The organism is Amycolatopsis sp. 3B14 (assembly GCF_050958625.1).
Classification (GTDB): Bacteria; Actinomycetota; Actinomycetes; order Mycobacteriales; family Pseudonocardiaceae; genus Amycolatopsis_E; species Amycolatopsis_E thermoflava.
Map to the genome: position 1 here is coordinate 78,353 of NZ_JBHZEN010000017.1, position 19,501 is coordinate 97,853.

Below are 19,501 nucleotides of genomic sequence, written 5' to 3' on the forward strand. Positions count from 1 at the left end.
TGCCTCAGCGCGCGACCGCGGCACGCTTGCGGGAAAGCGCGTCGACGGCTGCCGCCACCAGTAGGACCAGGCAGGTGATGATGTTAACCGTAGCCGCCTGGAACCCGAGCAGGCCGAGGCCGTTCTGGACGGTCGCCAGCACGAGACCACCGATCACCGCGTCGCGCAGCCGTCCGCGGCCGCCGAACAGCGACGTGCCACCGATGACCGCCGCGCCGACGGCGAACAGCAGCGTGTTGCCGCCACCGGAGTTGCCGTCCACGGCGCCGACCTTGGAGCTGTAGACGATGCCGCCGATCGCCGCGACCGCCGAGCAGATCACGAACACGCTCATCCGGATCTTGTCGACCTTGATGCCGGCGCGCCGCGCGGCCTCCTTGTTGCCGCCGACCGCGTAGATGTGCCGCCCGTAGCGGGTGCGGTCCAGCACGAACGTGCCTGCCACCAGCAACACCAGCACGATCGGGACGACGTAGGGCACGCCGGCGATCGTGGTCAGGTTCGGGTTGGGCGAGCGGTTGGTGTTGAGCAGGTAGGTCGCGACCGCGCCGAGCACCAGCACCGCGCCCGCCTTGACGACCACGATCGTCGTCGGCTGCGCCACCAGTCCGCGCCGCAACCGTCCGAAGTGGCGGGTCAGGACCACCGCGGCGTACCCGCCCGCGGCGAGCGCGAACATGATCCAGCCGGCCAGGATGGACAGGTTGCCGTTGGCCACCTGGTACAGCACGTCGCTCTGCCGGATGGAGATCGTGCCGCCCTCGCCGACCAGCTGCAGCAGCAGCCCGTACCAGCCGATGAACAGCGCCAGGGTCACCACGAACGACGGGATGCCGATCTTGGCCACGATGGTGCCGGTCAGGGTGCCGATGACGACGCCGACGCAGATCGCCAGCACGATCTCGATCCACGGGTTCGCGGGGAACCCGGCGAGCAGGAACACCGGCACGACGAGCGCGAGCACCGCGCCGATCCAGACGCGCATCCACACGCACAGCGCCGCCGCCACGATGGAGCCGACGATGAAGCCGTAGAACACCGTGCTGCCGAAGTTGCCGAGCAGGTTGCCGTCCTGCGTGAAGTGCAGCGCCATCACCGACGCGGCCAGGCCGGACGCGGTGCCCGCGGACAGGTCGATCTCGCCGAGCAGCAGCACGGGCACGATGCCCATCGCGATGATGGTCTGCCCGGCGCCCTGCGCGAACAGGTTCGCGATGTTGTTCAGGGACAGGAAGGTGTCCGAGAGCCCGGTGAACACCAGCACCAGCACCAGCAGGCCGAGCAGCGCGGGCAGCGCGCCCAGCTCGCCGCCGCGCAGGCGCCCGAAGTAGTCGCCGATGGCCTCGCGGGTGGACCGCGAGGTGGTGTCGATACCGAAGTCCGAGATCGCCGCCGGGGGCTGGCCGCCGGGCTTCGTGGGGGTTTCAGTCATGGCCACTTCTTTCCTCACACGGCCGCGGTCTCGGGGCGGGCCAGGCCGAGGTCGCCGGACCGGCCCGCGGTGATCAGTTCGACGACCTGGCTGTTCGTGACGTCCTTGGTGGCGACGTCGGCGGCCAGCCGGCCGAGGTAGAGGGTGGCGATCCGGTCGGCCACCTCGAACACGTCGTTCATATTGTGGCTGATCAGCACCACGCCGAGGCCCTGTTCGGCCAGGCGCCGCACCAGGTCGAGCACCTGCCGGGTCTGCGCGACGCCGAGCGCGGCGGTCGGCTCGTCGAGCAGCACCACCTTGCTGTTCCACAGCACGGCCTTGGCGATCGCGACGGTCTGCCGCTGCCCGCCGGACAGCGACGACACCGGCGTGCGGACCGACTTGACGGTGCGCACCGACAGCGACGCCAGGGTCTTGCGCGCGGCCAGCTCCATCGCCGCCTCGTCGAGCAGCCCGCGCTGGTTGCGCTCGCGGCCGAGGAACATGTTCTGGACGATGTCGAGGTTGTCGCACAGCGCGAGGTCCTGGTAGACGACCTCGATGCCGAGGGCGGCCGCCTCGCGCGGGTTGTGGATGTGGACCGGCTTGCCCTCGAAGAGGACCTCACCGCTGTCGATCGGGTGGATGCCCGCGATGCACTTGACGAGCGTGGACTTCCCGGCGCCGTTGTCGCCGACCAGCGCGGTGACCTCCCCCGCGCGCACCTGGAAGTCCACGTCGTGCAGGACGTGCACCGGCCCGAAGCTCTTGTTGACGCCTCGCAGCGCGAGGACGGGCTCGTTCATGGAAGAACCTCCGCTATCCGTGGGAGACACGCGTGGAGGGGACGCGTGGTCCGGGGTTTCCGGACCACGCGCCCCCATGCTCCGCGTGCCGTCAGGAGATGCCCAGCTGCTGGCAGACCGGGGCGGTGTCGCCGCCGCAGATCTCGCTCGCCTTGACGTAACCCTGGTCGACCACCATCTTCACGTTCTCCTTGGTGATGGAGAACGGCTGCAGCAGCACCGACTTGACCGTGCGGTTGCCGGTCGGGTCGGTGGAGGTCTGCTTGGCGATGGCGTCGGCGCCCGCCGTGTCGCCCTTGACCAGCGCGGCGGCCAGCTGCGCGGTGGCGTCGGCCTCCTGCTGGATCGGCTTGAACACCGTCGAGTACTGCTGGCCCTGCAGGATGGACTTCAGGCCCGCGGCGCTGGCGTCCTGGCCGGTGACCGGGACCGAGCCGGCGAGGCCGTTCTTCTGCAGCACCGTGATCACGGCGCCGGCCATGCCGTCGTTGGCGGCCAGCACACCGTCGACCTTGCCGCCGTTGGCGGACAGGAACTGCTCGAAGGTCGCGCCGCCGACCGCGTTGTCCCACTTGTCGATGCGCTGGCTGGCGACCTTCTTCAGCCCGCCCGAGCTGTAGAGCGGGCCGAGGATCTCCTGCTGCCCGTTGTAGAACAGGGTCGCGTTGTTGTCCGTCGGCGAGCCCTCGATCTCGATGACCTGGGCGCCGGGCTTGTTCTTCAGCGCGTCCGCGAGCGCCTGGCCCTGCAGGCGGCCGACCTGGACGTTGTCGAAGCTGACGTAGTAGTCGGCGCTGCCACCGAGGTTGAGGCGGTCGTAGTTGATGACCGGCACGCCCTGCTGCTTGGCCTTCTGCTCGACCGTGGCGCCGACGTCACCGCTGGGCGCGGCGATGATCAGGACCTTGACGCCCTGGCTGAGCATGCTGTCGGCCTGCTGCGCGAACCGCTGGTTGTCACCCTGGGCGTTCTCGATGATCGGGCTGAGCCCGGCCTTCGTGAGGGCCGACTGGAGCATCGGCTGGTCGAACCCGGCCCAGCGGGCCGAGGTCGCGGTCTCGGGCAGGATCACGCCGACCTTCGGGCCGCCGTTGTCCGACCCGCCGCTCCCACCGCTGTTGTTGTTGGCACTGTTCGCTCCACACGCGGTCAGCGCCAGGACGAGCCCGGTGCCCGCGGCGGCCAGCGCGAGGGTCTTTCTCCGCTTCATTGCGTCCCCTTGGCAGGAATGTTGTGACTCACAACATTTGAATGTTGTGGCCGACAACATACGTCGTGACCGCGTGTGAGGGGAAGCCCGATCCGACACGTTCCGGTAACAAAAGGGCCGCGATCCTCAAGCCGTGGCGGGAGCGGGACGAACGGCGACGGCACGTTGCCCGAAAGGGACGTCCTCGCTGCTCAGACGGCCAGGAACGGGCGAAGCTACGCCGGGTGCGGGATCGCGGTGGCTCAGCCGAGCCAGGAGGCGAACTCGTCACGGAGCGGCACACCGGCGGCGCGCTCCGCGTGCGCGATGAAGTCCTCGGTGGTGACGGTGCCGTGCGCATGCCCGGCCACCCAGGTCCGCAGCAGGCCGAAGAACACCTCGTCGCCGACCCGGCCGCGCAACTCGTGCAGGACCAGGCCGCCGCGCTTGTAGACCTGCTCGTCGAACAGGCGCGCCACGCCCGGGTCGCCGATCGCCACGTCGGTGCCGGCGCGGGACCGCCAGTCGCGCGCCAGCGCCTCCGCGGACGGGCCGCCGGAGGCCTCCGACCACAGCCACTCCGCGTAGGTCGCGAAGCCCTCGTTGAGCCAGATGTGCCGCCAGCCGGCGACGGTGAGGCTGTTGCCGAACCACTGGTGCGCCAGCTCGTGCACCACCAGCCGCTCGAACGTGCGGCGGCCGTCGACGTGGTTGGCGCCGAAGATCGCCATGCCCTGCGCCTCGATCGGGTCGTCCAGGTCGTCGTCGGTGACCACCACGACGTACTCGCCGAACGGGTACGGCCCGAACCACTCGGTGAGCCTGCGCATCATCTCCGACTGGCGCCCGAAGTCGTGCGCGGCCGCGGCACGCAACCGCCGGGGCAGCGCGATTCGTTGCACGCCATCGAGGATCAGCTCGTCGTACCGTCCGATCTGGACACTCATCAGGTACGGCGCGGTGGGCTCGCGCCGCTCGAACACCCACGTCGTCGCACTGCCCCCGGCGCGGCGGGTGACGAGGTCGCCGGTCACCAGCACCGTGTAGGCCGACGCGGTGGTCAGCGCGACGCGGTAGGACGCCTTGTCGCCGGGCCGGTCGTTGCACGGGAACCAGGACGGCGCCCCGGTGGGCTGGCTCGCCACGAGCGCGCCGTCGGTGAGCTCGTCCCAGCCGATCTCGCCCCACCGGCTCGCGACCGGCCGCGGGTTGCCGGAGTAGCGCACCTCGACAGTGAACTCCCCGCGCACCGGCCGCACCGGGCGCACCACCAGCTTGCCGCCGCGGTGGGTGAACTTCGCGGTCCGCCCGTCCACGCGCACACCCTTGACCGCGAACCCGGCCAGGTCGAGCGGGATCCGGCTCAGCTCGCCAGCCGCGACCGCGGACAGGGCCGCTCGCGCGCTCAGCCTGTTCGGCCCGATCTTGTAGTCCAGCTCCAGGTCGTAGTGCGTGACCCGGTAGTCGTCGCTGCCGTGGCCGAGCGTGTAGTCGGCGCGGCTCACGCCCGCCACGCCGCGATCGGGTTGCCCAGCCAGCGGCTGTCGGCCGGGACGGCGTCGCCGCGGGTCACCAGCGAACCCGGGCCCACGGTGGTGCGCGCGCCGACGCTGGCGCCGGGCAGCACGATCCCGTGCGGGCCGACGGTCGCGCCCTCGGCCACGGTCACCTCGCTCATGCGCATGATCCGATCATGGAACAGGTGGGTCTGCACGACACAGCCGCGATTCACGGTGGCGCCGTCGCCCAGCCGCACCAGGTCGGTCTCCGGCAGCCAGTACGTCTCCAGCCACACCCCGCGGCCGATCTTCGCGCCCATCGTGCGCAGCCAGCACGGCAGCAGCGGCGTGCCCGCGCTCCAGCTCACCAGCCACGGCACCGCGAGCGTCTCGACGAACGTGTCGGCCAGCTCGGTGCGCCACACGAACGAACTCCACAGCGGGTGGTCCACCGCCCGGAACCGCCCGGTCAGCGCCCACTTCACCGCGGTGGTCACGGACCCGGCCACCAGACCGGCGACGACCAGCACGACCGGCGCGGCGACCGCGGCCACGAGCAGGCCCGCCGCCGACCACACCGCCGCCAGCGCGGCCAGCACGAGCACCGCGAGCGCGACCGCGCACATCACCGGCACGATCCGGCACAGCTCGACCGCGGCCCGCGCGGCCTTCAGCCGCAGCGGCGGCGCGAACGTGCGGCTGGCGTCGGCCGCCTCTACCGCGCGGCGCAGCGGCATCGGCGGCATGCCCAGGTACGACGAGCCCTTCTTCGCCTTGCGCGGCGCCGAGGACAGCACCCCGACCAGACCGCGCTTGGGCACCGCGCGCCCAGCGGCGGCCATCCCGGAGTTGCCGAGGAACGCCTGTTTGCCGATGCGCGTCGGCGCGACGTGCAGCCAGCCGTGGCCCAGTTCGTAGGTGGCGACCATGGTGTCGTCGGCGAGGAACGCGCCGTCGTCGACCTGCGTCATCCGCGGGACCGCCAGCACGGTCGAGACCTCCGCGCCACGGCCGACCTTCGCGCCCAGCAGCCGCAGCCACACCGGCGTGAACAGGCTGGCGTAGAGCGGGAACAGCACCTGGCGGGCGAGGTCCATCAGCCGCTCGGTGGCCCACACCTGCCAGGCGATGCGGCCGTGCACCGGGTGGTAGCCCTCGTGCAGGCCCAGCCCGAGCAGCCGGACGGACACCAGCACCAGCAGCGCGTAGGTGCCGAACGCGGCCACCGTCGCCACCGGCACGGCGAGCAGCGCGGCGCCCAGGGCGGCGCCGATCGTCGTGGTGCCCGCGACCGCGGCGCCCAGTACCAGCAGGCCGGGCACGGCGGCGAGCACCGGGAACAGGCCCAGCACGAACGAGGCCGTCCCGTAGGCGAAGGCCCAGAACCGCGACCGCGGCGGGCGGCTGGACGGCCACCGCAGCGCGCCCTTGCCGTCGCGCCGCGCGGGCGAACCGGCCCAGCGCTGACCCGCGGGCACCGCGCCCAGCACGGTCGACCCGGCGGCGATCTCCGCGCCCTTGCCGATCCGTGCGCCGGGCAGCAGCACGCTGCGCGCGCCGACCCGGGCGCCGGCGCCGACACGGATCTTGCCGATGTGCACGACGTCGCCGTCCACCCAGTGGCCGGACAGGTCGACCTCGGGTTCCACGGCCGCCCCGCGGCCCAGCTTGAGCAGGCCGGTGACCGGCGGCGGGGTGTGCAGGTCGACGTCCTTGCCGACCTTCGCGCCCAGCGCGCGGGCGTACAGCGTCATCCAGCTCGCGCCCGAGATCCCGGCGGCGCCGGCGGCCTCGGCGAGCCGCTCCGCGGCCCACAGTCGCAAGTGGACCCGGCCGCCGCGCGGGTGGGCGCCGGGGCGGACGCCACGCAGCAGCAGCCGCGAGCCACCGGCCGCGATGGCGATGCGGCCGGGCGGGCTGAACAGCACCAGCCAGGCCAGGGCCAGCGACCACCAGGGCACGGCGGGCGCCCACGCGACGCCGGTCAGCGCGAGCACAGTGGACAGTGCGGCCAACGCGGTCAGCCAGCGCAGGCCGGTCAGGGCGAGCACCGGCAGGCCCAGCACGGCCTGCGCGGCTCCGGCTCGCCGCGGAACCGGGCGGACGTCGCGCCGCCGCGCGGTTTCCCCGTCGAGGCCGTCGAGCAGCGCGGCGAGCTGGCCGAGCTTCGGGTGGCGGTAGAGGTCGGCGACCGACACCTGCGGGTGCCGGGTGCGGATGCGCGCGACCAGTTGCGCGGCGGTGAGGCTGCCGCCACCGGAGGTGAAGAAGTCGGCGCCCGGATCGGTCACCGGCACACCCAGGATCTCCGCCCAGCCCTCGGCGAGCCACGACTCGGTCGGCGTCAGCGTCGCGGCACTGTCCACAGTGGCCAGCGGCCAGGGCAGCGCGGCGCGGTCGACCTTGCCCGAGGTGCGCGTCGGCAGGTCGTCGACCACCGCGAGCAGCGGCACCAGGGCAGCCGGCAGGCGGTCACGGAGCAGCGCGGAAGCGGCATCGGTGTCGAACTCGCCCTGCGGCACGACGTACCCGACGAGGACCTGGTTGCCTGCCTTCGTGGTGCGGATCACCGCGGCGGCTCCGGCGACCCCGGGCAGGGCCTGCAGTGCGGCGTCCACCTCGCCCAGCTCGATGCGGCGGCCGCCGAGCTTGATCTGCTCGTCGGCGCGGCCGAGGAACACCAGGCCCGCGGGCTCGGCACGCACCAGGTCGCCGCTGCGGTAGGCGCGCTCCCAGCCCAGCGCGGGCAGCGGCGCGAACTTCTCCGCGTCCTTCACGGGATCGAGGTAGCGGGCCAGGCCGGCGCCGCCGATCACCAGCTCACCGGACTCCCCCATCGCCACCGGCTCACCCGCGGCGTCCACGACAGCGAGGTCCCAGCCGGCCAGCGGCAGCCCGATCCGCACCGGGCCCTCCCCGGTCAGCGGCGCGGCGCAGGCGACCACGGTCGCCTCGGTCGGGCCGTAGGTGTTCCACACCTCGCGGCCCTCGACGGCGACCCGCTCGGCCAGCTCCGGCGGGCACGCCTCGCCGCCGAAGATGAGCAGCCGCACGTCCTCCAGCGCCTCGGCCGGCCACAACGCGGCCAGGGTCGGCACGGTGGACACGATCGTGATGCGCTGGGCGACCAGCCACGGCCCGAGGTCGACGCCGGTGCGCACGAGCGCACGCGGGGCGGGCACCAGGCACGCGCCGTGCCGCCAGGCCAGCCACATCTCCTCGCACGAGGCGTCGAAGGCGACCGACAGCCCGGCCAGCACGCGGTCACCGGGGCCGACGGGCTCCTCGGTGAGGAACAGCCGGGCCTCGGCGTCGACGAAGGCGGCCGCGGAACCGTGGCTGACCGCCACGCCCTTGGGCTTGCCCGTCGATCCGGAGGTGAAGATGATCCACGCGTCGTCGTCCGGCGCGGGCGCGCCGGTGCGGCGGCCGGGTTCGGCGAGCATCGTCAGCCCGTCGTCCATCAGCACCGCGCACACGCCGGCCTCGGCGAACACCAGCTCGGCCCGCTCGTCCGGGTCGTCGGCGTCCACCGGCACGTAGGCCGCGCCCGCGGCGAGCACGCCGAGGATCGCGACGTAAAGGTCGGCGGTGCCGGAGGAGATCCGGACGCCGACGCGGTCGCCGCGGCCGACGCCCTCGGCGGCGAGCCGCCTGCCCAGCGCCTGCGCCTCCTCGGACAGCCTGCGGTAGCTCAGCACGCGCTCGCCGTCGTCGAGCGCAGCCGCGTTCGGGTGACGCGCGGCGGTGTCGGCCAGCACGTCCAGCAGCGTGCGCCGCGCGGCGGCCGGTCCGCCGGGGAACAGGGCCCGGTCCGGGGCCAGGACCCCGGGCAGCGTCGGATCGAGAACGGGCGCGCCCATCGAGTTCACCTTCCGCCAGCGTTCGGGCCGGAACTCGCGAAAAGTGTGAGGCGCCCGCGCGGGACGATGACTCTACCCGAGGTGAACGGCAGGTGGCCGGGCGGTCTCACCGGGGTGTCGCCGCCGTCACACCTCGTTGCGTCACTTGCCCTTCTTGCCGGGCCGCGGCTTCTTTTCCCGCACCCGCACGTTGATGCGCACCGGGCTGCCCGCGAAACCGAAGCGCTCGCGGAACTTCCGCTCGATGAAGCGGCGGTAGCCGGCCTCGAGGAACCCGGTGGTGAACAGCACCAGCGTCGGCGGGCGGATGCCGGCCTGGGTCGCGAACAGCACCTTGGGCTGCTTACCGCCGCGCACCGGCGGCGGGGTGGCCGCGATCAGCTCGGACAGCCACGAGTTCAGCTGCCCGGTCGGGACCCGCTGGTCCCACGAGGCGAGCGCGGTCCGCAGCGCAGGCGCGAGCTTGCGCACCGAACGCCCGGTGAGCGCGGAGATGTTGACCCGCTCGGCCCAGGTGACGCGCACCAGGCCGCGGTCGAGCTCCTTCTCCAGCTGGTGGCGGCGGTCCTCGTCGACGAGGTCCCATTTGTTCAGCGCCAGCACGCACGCGCGGCCGGACTCCACCACGGACGTCAGCACGCGCAGGTCCTGTTCGGACAGCGGCTCGCTGGCGTCCAGCAGGACGATGACGACCTCGGAGGAGTCGATGGCCGCCTTGGTGCGCAGCGACGCGTAGTACTCGGTGCCGCTCGCGGTGTGCACGCGCTTGCGCAGGCCAGCGGTGTCGACGAACCGCCACACCTGGCCGTCCAGCTCCACCAGCGAGTCGACCGGGTCGACCGTGGTGCCCGCGACCGAGTCCACGACGGACCGCTGCTCGCCGGTGAGCTTGTTGAGCAAGCTGGACTTGCCCACGTTCGGCTTGCCGACCAGCGCGACGCGGCGTGGCCCGGCGACGGCCTCGCGCTCGCGCGGGGCCTCGGGCAGCACCTTGATGATCGCGTCGAGCAGGTCGCCCGAGCTGCGGCCGTGCAGGGCGCTCACCGCGTGCGGCTCGCCGAGGCCGAGCGACCACAGCGAGGCCACGTCGGACAGCAGCCGCTCGTCGTCGACCTTGTTGGCCGCCAGCAGCACCGGGCGCTTCGACCGGCGCAGCACCTTCGCCACGGCCTCGTCGGTCGCGGTCGCGCCGACCGAGGCGTCCACCACGACCAGAACCGCGTCCGCGGTGTTCATCGCCAGCTCGGCCTGTGCCGCGACCGCGGCCTGCAGCCCGGTCGCGCTCGGCTCCCAGCCGCCCGTGTCGACCACGGTGAACCGGCGGCCGGACCACTGCGCGTCGTAAGCCACGCGGTCCCGGGTCACGCCGGGCGTGTCCTGCACGACCGCCTCGCGGCGGCCGAGGATGCGGTTCACCAGGGTGGACTTGCCCACGTTCGGGCGCCCGACGACGGCCAGCACGGGCTGGCTCAGCTCGGCTTCCTCCTCGGACGCCGTGTCGTCGGCCTGGCTGTCGAGCGCGGTGAACTCCGCCTCGTCCGACCAGGTCCCGTCAAGCTCCGTCATAACTCCGCTTTCTTCCCGCGCACGGGCTCGCCCTGCGCTGCACGCCATTCGTCGAGGGTGCGGACCAGGCCCGCGAGTTCGTCCCGCAGCCGCCCGGTCGCCTCGTCCAGCCCGGCCCGGCCGCGGCCGACCTCGAGCGGGAACGGCTCACCCACCAGGATGTCGACCCGGGGCCGGAACCGCCGCCCGCTGCCCGCGGGACGCCGCGTCCCGCGCACCGCGATCGGCAGGACCACCGCGCCGGAGGCCCGGACCAGCCAGGCCGCGCCGCGCTCGGCGCTGGTGACATCGCCCTCGCCGCGGGTCCCCTCCGGGAACACCGCGACCAGCCCGCCGCCCTTGAGCACGTTCGCCGTGGTCAGCAGGGGCGCCCGGTCGGGCTCACCCCGGCGCACCGGCACCTGTCCGATGCGCCGGAGGAACCACCCGACCGCCCCGGTGAACATCTCCTCCTTGACGAGGAACACCGAACGGCGCGGCAACATTCCGAAGATGATCTGCGGCTCGACCATCGAGCTGTGGTTGGCCACCACCAGCACCGGCCCGGTCTTCGGCACCCGCTCCAGCCCGCGGATCCGCAGCCGGTAGGCCGGCTTGAACAGGTGGGTCCCCACGAACCGGGCGGCGTCGTGCAGCCGCGCTGACGCGCCGTCCGGAAGACCGGCAGGGCTCACCGCGTGACCTGCGCGCACGTGCCCAGCAGGCCGCGCCGGCCTGCCAGCTCGGACAGGGCGACGAGCACCTGGTCGATGGACAGCTCGGTGGTGTCCAGGTGCACCGCGTCGTCGGCGGCCTTCAGCGGCGCGACGGCGCGCGTCGAGTCGAGCCGGTCCCGCCGGTCGACCGACGCCAGCGCCTCGGCCTGGCTGCTCTGCCGCCCGGCGGCGGTGTCCTGGGCACTGCGTCGCGCGGCCCGCACCGCCGGGTCCGCGGTCAGGTAGACCTTGAGCGGGGCGTCCGGGGTGACGACGGTGCCGATGTCGCGGCCCTCGACGACGATGCCGCCGATCTCCTCCAGCACCTCGCCGATGATCCGGCGCTGCCGCGCGACCAGCAGCTCACGCACCTCGGGCACCGCCGACACCGGCGACACCGCGTGGTTGACCTCGGCGCCGCGGATCTCGGCCGCCACGTCCTCGCCGGCCAGGTGGACGCTCGGCGCCGACGGGTCGGTGCCGAGGGCGAAGTCGGTGGTCCGGGCCAGTTCCGCGACCGCGGGACCGTCGGCCGGGTCGACGCCCGCGCGCAGCACGGCCAGCGTCACCACCCGGTACATCGCGCCGGTGTCGAGGTAGCCGGCCGACAGGCGCCCGGCGAGCTTGCGCGCCACCGTGGTCTTCCCCGTTCCCGAGGGTCCGTCCAGAGCGACCACGCCGCGTAGGGCTCCCGCCACCGATGCTCTCCTCGCCGTCTCGATCGGTCTGTACCTGCGGTTCTCCATTGTGCCTGGCCCGCGGTGCGGCGACCGCACCGGTACCGTGGCGGTCGTGAACGTGGAAGTAACGCCCCTACCGGGCATCGGTGTGCGGAAGGACTTCGCGACCCGGAACGGCCGCCGCATCGGCGTGGTCACGCACCGGGACGGGCAGATCGAGCTGATCGTGTCCAAGTCCGACGACCCCGACGCGTGCCTGGCGTCCCTGCCCCTGACCGCCGACGAGGCCGGCGCGCTGGCCAACCTGCTCGGCGCCCCGCAACTGGTCGCGCAGCTCACCGAGGAGCACCGCGAGGTCCCCGGCATCAACACCAAGCAGCTGCCCATCAAGGCGAACTCCCCGTTCGACGGCCGCACCCTCAGCGACACGGCGATGCGGACCCGGACCGGTGTGTCCGTGGTCGCCGTCATGCGCGCCGGCCAGGTGCACCCTTCCCCCACCCCGGACTTCACGTTCACCGCCGGTGACGTGCTGGTCGCGGTCGGCACGTCGGAAGGCCTGGAGGGCGCCCTCAAGATCCTGAAGAACGGCTGAGCCCTTGGAGCACACCGCACTGGCCCTGATCGAACTCGGGGCCGTCTTCTTCGTGCTCGGCGTCCTGGGACGCCTCGCCGGGAAGATCGGCCTCTCCCCCATCCCGCTCTACCTCCTCGGCGGCCTCGCCTTCGGGCAGGGCGGCCTGATCCCGCTCGGCGACATCGGCGACTTCACGCACCTGGCGAGCGAGATCGGCGTCGTGCTGCTGCTGTTGCTGCTGGGCCTGGAGTACTCCGCGGCCGAGCTGTTCACCGGGCTGAAACGCTCGTGGATGGCCGGTTTGCTGGACATCGTGCTCAACGCCGCGCCCGGCGCGGCCGTCGCGCTGCTGCTCGGCTGGGGCCCCATCGGCGCCATCGTGATGGCGGGCGTCACCTACATCTCCTCGTCCGGGATCATCGCGAAGGTCCTCGGCGACCTCGGCCGGCTCGGTAACCGGGAGACCCCGGTGGTGCTGTCGATCCTGGTGTTCGAAGACCTCGCGATGGCGCTGTACCTGCCGATCCTGACCGCGCTCCTGGGCGGCGTCAGCTTCCTCGGCGGCCTGGAGGCCGTCGGGATCTCGCTGCTGGTGATCACCGTGGTCCTGGTGATCGCGCTGAAGTACGGCCGGTACGTGTCGGCGATCGTGGACTCCGACGACCGCGAGGTGTTCCTGCTCAAGGTGCTCGGCGCGGCGCTGCTGGTGGCCGGGCTCGCCTCGGCGATGCAGGTGTCCGCCGCGGTCGGCGCGTTCCTGCTCGGCATCGCGATCTCCGGCTCGACCGCCCACAACGCCACGCGGCTGCTGGAGCCGCTGCGGGACCTGTTCGCCGCGGTGTTCTTCGTGGTGTTCGGGCTGAATACCAACCCGGCGTCCATCCCGCCGGTGCTCGGCTGGGCCGTGCTGCTCGCGGTGGTGACCACCCTGACGAAGGTGGCGACCGGCTGGTGGGCCGCGCGGCGGCAGGGCGTCGGGAAACTGGGCCGCGCCCGCGCCGGTGCGGCGCTGGTGGCGCGCGGTGAGTTCTCGATCGTCATCGCCGGGCTGGCCGTGTCCGCCGGCGCGGTGGTCGACGAGCTGGCCGCGCTCGCGACCGCGTACGTGCTGCTGATGGCGATCCTCGGCCCCATCGCGGCCCGCGTGGTCGAGCCGCTCGCGAAGGGCCTGCAGCGGCGCCGCGGACACGGCCACGAGCCGGCGACCTCCAGCGCGGGCTGAGTTCCCCCGGGGGCGGCGACAATGTGGTCGCCGTCTCCCCTCAAGGCAGGACGAGTGCGCGGCCTCTTCGGTCCGCCCCACCACCGTGGTTCCGTCGTCGGCGGTGATGATCGTCGGCGGTGATGATCGGGCGCGGGTTTAAAGATCAAAAGATAGTCCTCGCCGGACGGGCAGGCTCCGGGATGACCAGGGGTTGGGTGCCTCGTCTCACCTTGGGCGGGTGGTCGCTGGGTGGTCATCCCGTCGCCTTCCGGTTTGTGCATATCACCTTGAGCCAGGGCCGCAAGCTTTGTGCTTTCGGCTGCCGGACCCAGCGCGGGTTGCGGCCCTGGCTCAAGGTGATCGTTGCGTGTCAGGCGACGGGATGACCACCCAGCTCGGGTTTTGTTCAGGGCACGGCGGTGCCGCCGTCAAGCCAGAACCGAGCGCACGGCCTCTTCCGTCCGCCCCACCACCGTGGTTCCGTCGTCAGCGGTGATGATCGGGCGCTGGATCAGCTTCGGGTGCTCCGCCAGCGCCGTCAGCCAGCGGTCCCGGGTCGCCTCGTCGCGCGGCCAGCTCTTCAGCCCCAGCTCGGCGGCCTCGGGCTCCTGCATCCGCGCGATGTCCCACGGGTCCAGGCCGAGCCGCTTCAGCACCGCGTCCAGCTCCGCCACCGTCGGCGGCTCCTCCAGGTACCTGCGCACCTCGTAGGACACACCCGCCTCGTCCAGGATCGACAGCGCCGAACGGCACTTCGAGCACCGCGGGTTGACCCAGATCTCCACTATTCGCCTCCCGCCAGGGTCGCCAGCACCTGCTCGCCGTAGCGGGCGAGCTTGTTCTCCCCGACGCCGCTCACCCCGGCCAGCTCGTCCAAAGTAGACGGCTGCTCGGTGGCGATCTGACGCAGGGTCGCGTCGCTGAAGACGATGTACGCCGGCACGCCCTGGTTCTTCGCCTCCTCGAACCGCCAGGCCCGCAGCTTCTCGAACACCGGGCGCGCCTCCTCCGGCATTTCCGCCGCCGCCTTGCGCTTCGCGGTCGCCGCGGCCGCCCGGCCGGCGCGCTTGGGCTCGCGGCGCATCCGCACCTCACGCTTGCGGCCCAGCACCTCGCCGCTGGCCTCGGTCAGCAGCAGCGTCCCGTAGTCGCCCTCGACGGCCAGCAGCCCCTGCGCCAACAGCTGCCGCACCACGCCGCGCCACTCGCTCTCCGACAGCTCCTGCCCCACCCCGAACACGGTGAGCTGGTCGTGCCGGTGCTGCGTCACCTTCGGCGTCTGCTTGCCCAGCAGGATGTCGATGATCTGCCCGGCGCCGAACTTCTGGCCCCGCTCGTGCTGCAGCCGGTACACCGCGGACAGCAGCTTCTGCGCGGCGATCGTGCCGTCCCACGACTCCGGCGGCGTCAGGCAGGTGTCGCAGTTGCCGCACGGCTGCCCGGGCTGGCCGAAGTAGTTCAGCAGCTGCGCGCGCCGGCATTCGACGGTCTCGCACAGCGCGAGCATCGCGTCCAGGTGCTGCGACAGCCGCCTGCGGTGCGCGTCGTCGCCCTCGGAGGTCTGGATCATCCGCCGCTGCTGCACGACGTCCTGCAGCCCGTAGGCCAGCCACGCGGTCGACGGGAGCCCGTCCCGGCCTGCGCGCCCGGTCTCCTGGTAGTAGCCCTCGACCGACTTCGGCAGGTCCAGGTGCGCCACGAACCGCACGTCCGGCTTGTCGATGCCCATGCCGAACGCGATGGTCGCCACCACGACCAGCCCGTCCTCGCGCAGGAACCGGGCTTGGTTGCGCGCGCGGGTGCGGGAATCCAGGCCGGCGTGGTACGGCACCGCGCTGATCCCGTTGGCCACCAGGAACTCCGCGGTCTTCTCCACCGAGTTGCGCGACAGGCAGTACACGATGCCCGCGTCGCCGGGATGCTCGGTGCGGATCAGGTCGAGCAGCTGCTTCTTCGGCTCGGCCTTCGGCACGATCCGGTACTGGATGTTGGGCCGGTCGAAGCTGGCCACGAACTGGCGCGCCTCGCCGAGGTTGAGCCGGGACACGATCTCGGCGTGCGTGGCCTTCGTGGCGGTCGCGGTCAGCGCGATGCGCGGCACGTCCGGCCAGCGCTCGTGCAGCTCGGACAGGCCCAGGTAGTCGGGCCGGAAGTCGTGGCCCCACTGGGACACGCAGTGCGCCTCGTCGATGGCGAACAACGCGACCTTGCCCCGGTCGAGCAGGTTCCGCGTGGACTCCATGGACAGCCGTTCCGGCGCCAGGTACAGCAGGTCCAGCTCGCCCGCGAGGAACGCGGCCTCGACCTCGCGGCGCTGCTCGAAGTCCTGCGAGGAGTTGAGGAACCCGGCGCGCACGCCGACCGCCAGCAGCGCGTCGACCTGGTCCTGCATGAGCGCGATCAGCGGCGAGACGACCACGCCGGTGCCGGGGCGCACCAGCGACGGGATCTGGTAGCACAGCGACTTCCCGCCGCCGGTCGGCATCAGCACGACCGCGTCGCCGCCGCCGATCACGTGCTCGACGATCGCTTCCTGGTCACCGCGGAAGGAGTCGTAACCGAAGACGCGGCGCAGCGTCTGCAGCGCGTCGCTCACGGGGATGGTTTCAGCGGAGGCCACGCCGCGATCCTAGGGGCTCGCCGCGGTCGCCGGGCGCCGCCACACGAGATGCCCGGTCATGCCGCGCGGAGCGACCATTTTCCCGGACCGGCGGTGTCCACCACAGTGAGGACCACGCGCGAACGAAGGAGCCGCCATGCACCCGACCCACCACGAGGAACTCCTGGCCCTGGCGCGCGGCGGCGACGGTGAGGCCTTCCGCGCGCTCGTCGACCCCTTCCGGCGTGAGCTGCAGGTGCACTGCTACCGCATCCTCGGCTCGGTCCAGGACGCCGAGGACATGCTGCAGGAGACGTTGCTGGCGGCGTGGCGCGGCCTCGGCGGCTACGCGGGCCGCGCTTCCGTGCGGACCTGGCTGTACCGGATCGCCACCAACCGTTGCCTGAACGCGCTGCGCGCCGAGGCGCGCCGCCCGCGGGATCACCCGAGCCCCCGAGGAGGCGTTCCGTTGCCCGAACCATCCCGCCGCCGGCCGGAGCCGAGCTGGCTCGAACCGTGTCCCGACGACCTGCTGGAGGCCGCCGCCGGTCACCTGGCCGGGCCGGAGGCCCGGTACGAGGCCAGGGAGTCGGTGTCGCTGGCGTTCCTCGCCGCGCTGCAGCACCTCCCGCCCAGGCAACGGGTGGTGCTGGTGCTGCGGGACGTGCTGGGCTTCCGGGCCGCCGAGGTGGCGGAGATGCTGGACACCACCGAGAACGCGGTGACCAGCGCGCTCACCCGGGCACGCGGCGCGCTGGCCGGCGAGTTGCCGGGCCGGGCGGACGCGCCGCTGCCGGACTCGCCCCGGGAACGCCGCATCGTGGACACCTTCGCGCGCGCGTTCGAGGCCGGGGACGTCGAGGCGATCGTGGCCCTGCTGACCGACGACGCGTGGCTGACCATGCCGCCGCTGCCGCTGGAGTACCAGGGGCTCGACGCCATCCGGACCTTCCTGGACACCGTCGTGATGCGCGACGGCCGCCGGTACGTGCTGTACCCGGCCAGGGCGAACGGCCAGCCCGCGTTCGGCTACTACGTCCGCGACCCGCGGACCCCGGTGCTGCACGCGCACGGGGTGCTCGTCCTTACCCTCAGCGGCGACCGGGTCAGCGCGCTGACCCGGTTCGACAACTCGCATCTGACCAGGTTCGGTTTCCCGCGCACGCTTCGCCTGTGATCCGCCGACCAGTTCCCGGCCCCGCCGGTGTCGGTACCGGTATCCGACGAAACGGGAAGGCGGACTCATGCACACACCACCGATCGTGTCACCGGCCGAGTGGGCGGCCGCGCACCGGCGGATGCTGGTCAAGGAGAAGGAACTCACCCGCGCGCGCGACGCGCTGGCCGCCGAGCGACGGCGGATGCCCTGGGTGGAAGTGACGAAGCCCTACACCTTCCACGGGCCGGAGGGCGAGGCGAGCCTGCTCGACCTGTTCGACGGCCGCCGCCAGCTGATCGTCTACCGCGCCTTCTTCGAACCGGGGGTGCACGGCTGGCCGGACCACGCCTGCCGCGGTTGCTCGATGATGGCGGACAACCTCGGCCACCTTGCCCACATCAACGCGCGGGACACCACGCTGGTGTTCGCCTCGCGTGCCCCGCAGGCCGACATCGAGCGCGTGCGGGCGCGGATGGGCTGGCAGATGCCCTGGTACACCATCACCGACGACTTCGACGCCGATTTCGGCGTCGACGAGTGGCACGGCACCAACGCCTTCATCCACCACGGCGACCGGGTGTACCGCACCTACTTCGTCAACAACCGTGGCGACGAGGCGCTGGGTACCAACTGGAGCTACCTGGACCTGACCGCGCTCGGCCGTCAGGAAACCTGGGAGGACTCGCCGGAGGGCTACCCGCAGACGGCGCCCTACGAGTGGTGGGACTGGCACGACGAGTACGGCCGGCACGCCCCGTCGCGGTGGTTCGGCGAGCCCGACCCGGACGACCCGAACGATCAGCGCCCGCCGCTCACCCGCGCCGAACCGCGCGGCGCCCGGTGACCCCGCGGCAGGCCTGGGTCCTGGGCCTGGCGTCGACGGCGTCGTTCATGATGGCCCTGGACAGCCTGGTGGTGACGACGGCGCTCACGTCGATCCGGCAGGACCTGTCGGCGTCGCTCGAATCGCTGGAGTGGACGGTCAACGCCTACAACCTGGCGTTCGCGGTGCTGCTGCTGACCGGCGCGGCGCTGGGTGACCGGTTCGGCCGCCGCCGCGTGTTCGTCGCCGGCCTGGCGTTGTTCACGGTCGCGTCGGTGGCGTGCGCGCTGGCACCGGGCATCGGTGCGCTCGTCACGGCCCGGGCGTTCCAGGGGGCCGGGGCCGCGATGGTGCTGCCGCTGTCGCTCACCCTGGTCAGCGCGGCGTTCCCGCCGAACGAGCGGGGCAGGGCGATGGGGCTGTACCTGGGGATCACCGGTCTGGCCACCTTCTCCGGCCCGTTCATCGGCGGTGCCGTCGCGCAGGGCCTGGCCTGGCAGTGGATCTTCTGGCTGAACCTGCCTGCCGGGCTGATCACGATCCTGCTCACCAGGCGGCACGTCGGCGAGAGCTTCGGCCCGGCCAAGCGGTTCGACCTGGGTGGCATGGGGCTCGTGACCGCGGCGGGCTTCGGCATCGTCTGGGCCCTGGTCCGCGGGAACGCGGCGGGCTGGGGCAGCGCCGAGGTCCTGGGCGCGCTCGTGGTCGGGGTCGCGCTGGTGGTGGCGTTCGTGTTCTGGGAACGGCGCACCGAGGCCCCGATGCTGCCGATGCGCTTCTTCCGGTCCCGGGCGTTCGCCACCGCCAACCCGGCGAACTTCCTGGTGTTCGCCTCGCTGTACGGGACGATGTTCTTCCTGGCGCAGTACTTCCAGATCGTCCACGGTGACGGGCCGTTCGTCGCCGGTCTGCGGCTGGTGCCGTGGACCGCGACGCTGATGGTGTGCGCGCCGATCGCGGGGCGGCTGGCCGACCGGTTCGGCGAGCGCGCGTTCGTGGCGGGCGGGCTGCTGCTCCAGTCGGTGTGCATGGGCTGGATCGCCCTGATCACCGACGCCGGCACCGGCTACCTGGAGATCCTGCCTGCCCTGGTCGTCGGCAGCGTCGGCGTGACGATGGCCATGCCGGCGGCGCAGCGGGCGGTGGTCGCCGCGGTGAGCCCGCCGGAGATCGGCCAGGCGTCCGGCGCGTTCATGATGCTGCGGATCTTCGGCGGCGTGTTCGGCACGTCGGTCACGGTCGCGGTGTTCGCGGCCGCGGGCGGCGGCTACACCTCGCCCGGGGAGTTCAGCACGGGGTTCTCGGCGGGCATGGGCGCGGTGGCCGTGCTCGCGTTCACCGGCGTGCTCGTCGCGCTCGGCATTCCGGGGCGGGCCAGTGCGCCCCGCGCTGCGGCCGTGACCCCGGCCCGGTAGTGGTCCACGGCG

The 19,501-nt window shown here is 72.5% G+C and carries 15 protein-coding genes; 5 read left to right on the plus strand and 10 right to left on the minus strand.

The annotated features are described in order from the left end of the window. Positions 1-4 precede the first annotated feature (4 nt). The 8 genes from ACCP09_RS09615 to cmk all read right to left on the minus strand — a co-directional run bounded on the left by ACCP09_RS09615 (position 5) and on the right by cmk (position 11,709). Entirely contained in the window at positions 5-1,432 is a 1,428-nt protein-coding gene (locus ACCP09_RS09615; protein ID WP_433745087.1) for a sugar ABC transporter permease, read from the minus strand. A 14-nt stretch (positions 1,433-1,446) separates the two neighbouring features. Next, entirely contained in the window at positions 1,447-2,220 is a 774-nt protein-coding gene (locus ACCP09_RS09620) for an ATP-binding cassette domain-containing protein (protein WP_017982028.1), read from the minus strand. Positions 2,221-2,311: 91 nt separating this feature from the next. After that, complete coding sequence (locus ACCP09_RS09625) at positions 2,312-3,430, minus strand: sugar ABC transporter substrate-binding protein (protein ID WP_123682592.1); 1,119 nt, start codon at positions 3,428-3,430, stop codon at positions 2,312-2,314. A gap of 242 nt (positions 3,431-3,672) precedes the next feature. Continuing rightward, the gene (locus ACCP09_RS09630; protein ID WP_433745092.1) at positions 3,673-4,923 is read right to left on the minus strand and encodes a M1 family metallopeptidase; all 1,251 of its coding nucleotides are present in this window, start codon (positions 4,921-4,923) and stop codon (positions 3,673-3,675) included. After that, on the minus strand, positions 4,911-8,771 hold the full coding sequence (locus tag ACCP09_RS09635; RefSeq protein ID WP_433745094.1) for a Pls/PosA family non-ribosomal peptide synthetase: 3,861 nt from the start codon (positions 8,769-8,771) through the stop codon (positions 4,911-4,913). Before ACCP09_RS09635 ends, ACCP09_RS09630 begins: the two co-directional genes overlap by 13 nt. A 141-nt stretch (positions 8,772-8,912) precedes the next feature. Further along, the gene (gene der / locus ACCP09_RS09640) at positions 8,913-10,337 is read right to left on the minus strand and encodes a ribosome biogenesis GTPase Der (protein ID WP_027930634.1); all 1,425 of its coding nucleotides are present in this window, start codon (positions 10,335-10,337) and stop codon (positions 8,913-8,915) included. Next, positions 10,334-11,011 carry a lysophospholipid acyltransferase family protein gene (locus tag ACCP09_RS09645; RefSeq protein WP_123682595.1) on the minus strand — a complete coding sequence of 226 codons (678 nt, stop codon included), beginning with the start codon at positions 11,009-11,011 and terminating at the stop codon, positions 10,334-10,336. The genes der and ACCP09_RS09645 overlap by 4 nt, the downstream gene beginning before the upstream one ends. Next, positions 11,008-11,709, minus strand: coding sequence for a (d)CMP kinase (gene cmk, locus ACCP09_RS09650; RefSeq protein ID WP_123682596.1), 702 nt, complete (start codon positions 11,707-11,709; stop codon positions 11,008-11,010). The genes ACCP09_RS09645 and cmk overlap by 4 nt, the downstream gene beginning before the upstream one ends. Positions 11,710-11,824: 115 nt before the next feature. Between cmk and ACCP09_RS09655 the strand changes: the two genes are divergently transcribed. Together ACCP09_RS09655 and ACCP09_RS09660 are read left to right on the plus strand one after the other, a co-directional pair. Beyond that, positions 11,825-12,307 (plus strand): cation:proton antiporter regulatory subunit, encoded by a 483-nt coding sequence (locus ACCP09_RS09655; RefSeq protein ID WP_433745099.1) that lies wholly within the window; start codon positions 11,825-11,827, stop codon positions 12,305-12,307. A gap of 4 nt (positions 12,308-12,311) precedes the next feature. After that, positions 12,312-13,511 (plus strand): cation:proton antiporter, encoded by a 1,200-nt coding sequence (locus tag ACCP09_RS09660; protein WP_017982020.1) that lies wholly within the window; start codon positions 12,312-12,314, stop codon positions 13,509-13,511. A gap of 410 nt (positions 13,512-13,921) precedes the next feature. Here the strand turns inward: ACCP09_RS09660 and ACCP09_RS09665 are convergent, their stop codons facing one another. Both ACCP09_RS09665 and recQ read right to left on the minus strand, forming a co-directional pair. Then, positions 13,922-14,278 (minus strand): arsenate reductase family protein, encoded by a 357-nt coding sequence (locus tag ACCP09_RS09665; RefSeq protein WP_433745102.1) that lies wholly within the window; start codon positions 14,276-14,278, stop codon positions 13,922-13,924. Continuing rightward, positions 14,278-16,113, minus strand: a complete 1,836-nt coding sequence (gene recQ, locus ACCP09_RS09670; RefSeq protein WP_020420645.1) for a DNA helicase RecQ — start codon at positions 16,111-16,113, stop codon at positions 14,278-14,280. Before recQ ends, ACCP09_RS09665 begins: the two co-directional genes overlap by 1 nt. 136 nt (positions 16,114-16,249) lie before the next feature. Between recQ and ACCP09_RS09675 the strand changes: the two genes are divergently transcribed. From ACCP09_RS09675 to ACCP09_RS09685, 3 genes are all read left to right on the plus strand, one after another. After that, positions 16,250-17,269 (plus strand): sigma-70 family RNA polymerase sigma factor, encoded by a 1,020-nt coding sequence (locus ACCP09_RS09675; RefSeq protein ID WP_123682598.1) that lies wholly within the window; start codon positions 16,250-16,252, stop codon positions 17,267-17,269. Between the two features lie 67 nt (positions 17,270-17,336). Next, on the plus strand, positions 17,337-18,095 hold the full coding sequence (locus tag ACCP09_RS09680; protein WP_123682599.1) for a DUF899 domain-containing protein: 759 nt from the start codon (positions 17,337-17,339) through the stop codon (positions 18,093-18,095). Further along, entirely contained in the window at positions 18,092-19,489 is a 1,398-nt protein-coding gene (locus ACCP09_RS09685; RefSeq protein ID WP_433745107.1) for an MFS transporter, read from the plus strand. Before ACCP09_RS09680 ends, ACCP09_RS09685 begins: the two co-directional genes overlap by 4 nt. The last annotated feature ends 12 nt before the right edge of the window (positions 19,490-19,501 follow it).

Bases quoted from the DNA above. Each gene is read 5' to 3' on its own strand.
- ACCP09_RS09680 (WP_123682599.1), top strand. From the start codon at position 17,337: ATGCACACACCACCGATCGTGTCACCGGCCGAGTGGGCGGCCGCGCAC.
- ACCP09_RS09635 (WP_433745094.1), bottom strand. From the start codon at position 8,771: ATGGGCGCGCCCGTTCTCGATCCGACGCTGCCCGGGGTCCTGGCCCCG.
- ACCP09_RS09675 (WP_123682598.1), top strand. From the start codon at position 16,250: ATGCACCCGACCCACCACGAGGAACTCCTGGCCCTGGCGCGCGGCGGC.
- der (WP_027930634.1), bottom strand. From the start codon at position 10,337: ATGACGGAGCTTGACGGGACCTGGTCGGACGAGGCGGAGTTCACCGCG.
- ACCP09_RS09625 (WP_123682592.1), bottom strand. From the start codon at position 3,430: ATGAAGCGGAGAAAGACCCTCGCGCTGGCCGCCGCGGGCACCGGGCTC.
- ACCP09_RS09620 (WP_017982028.1), bottom strand. From the start codon at position 2,220: ATGAACGAGCCCGTCCTCGCGCTGCGAGGCGTCAACAAGAGCTTCGGG.
- ACCP09_RS09615 (WP_433745087.1), bottom strand. From the start codon at position 1,432: ATGACTGAAACCCCCACGAAGCCCGGCGGCCAGCCCCCGGCGGCGATC.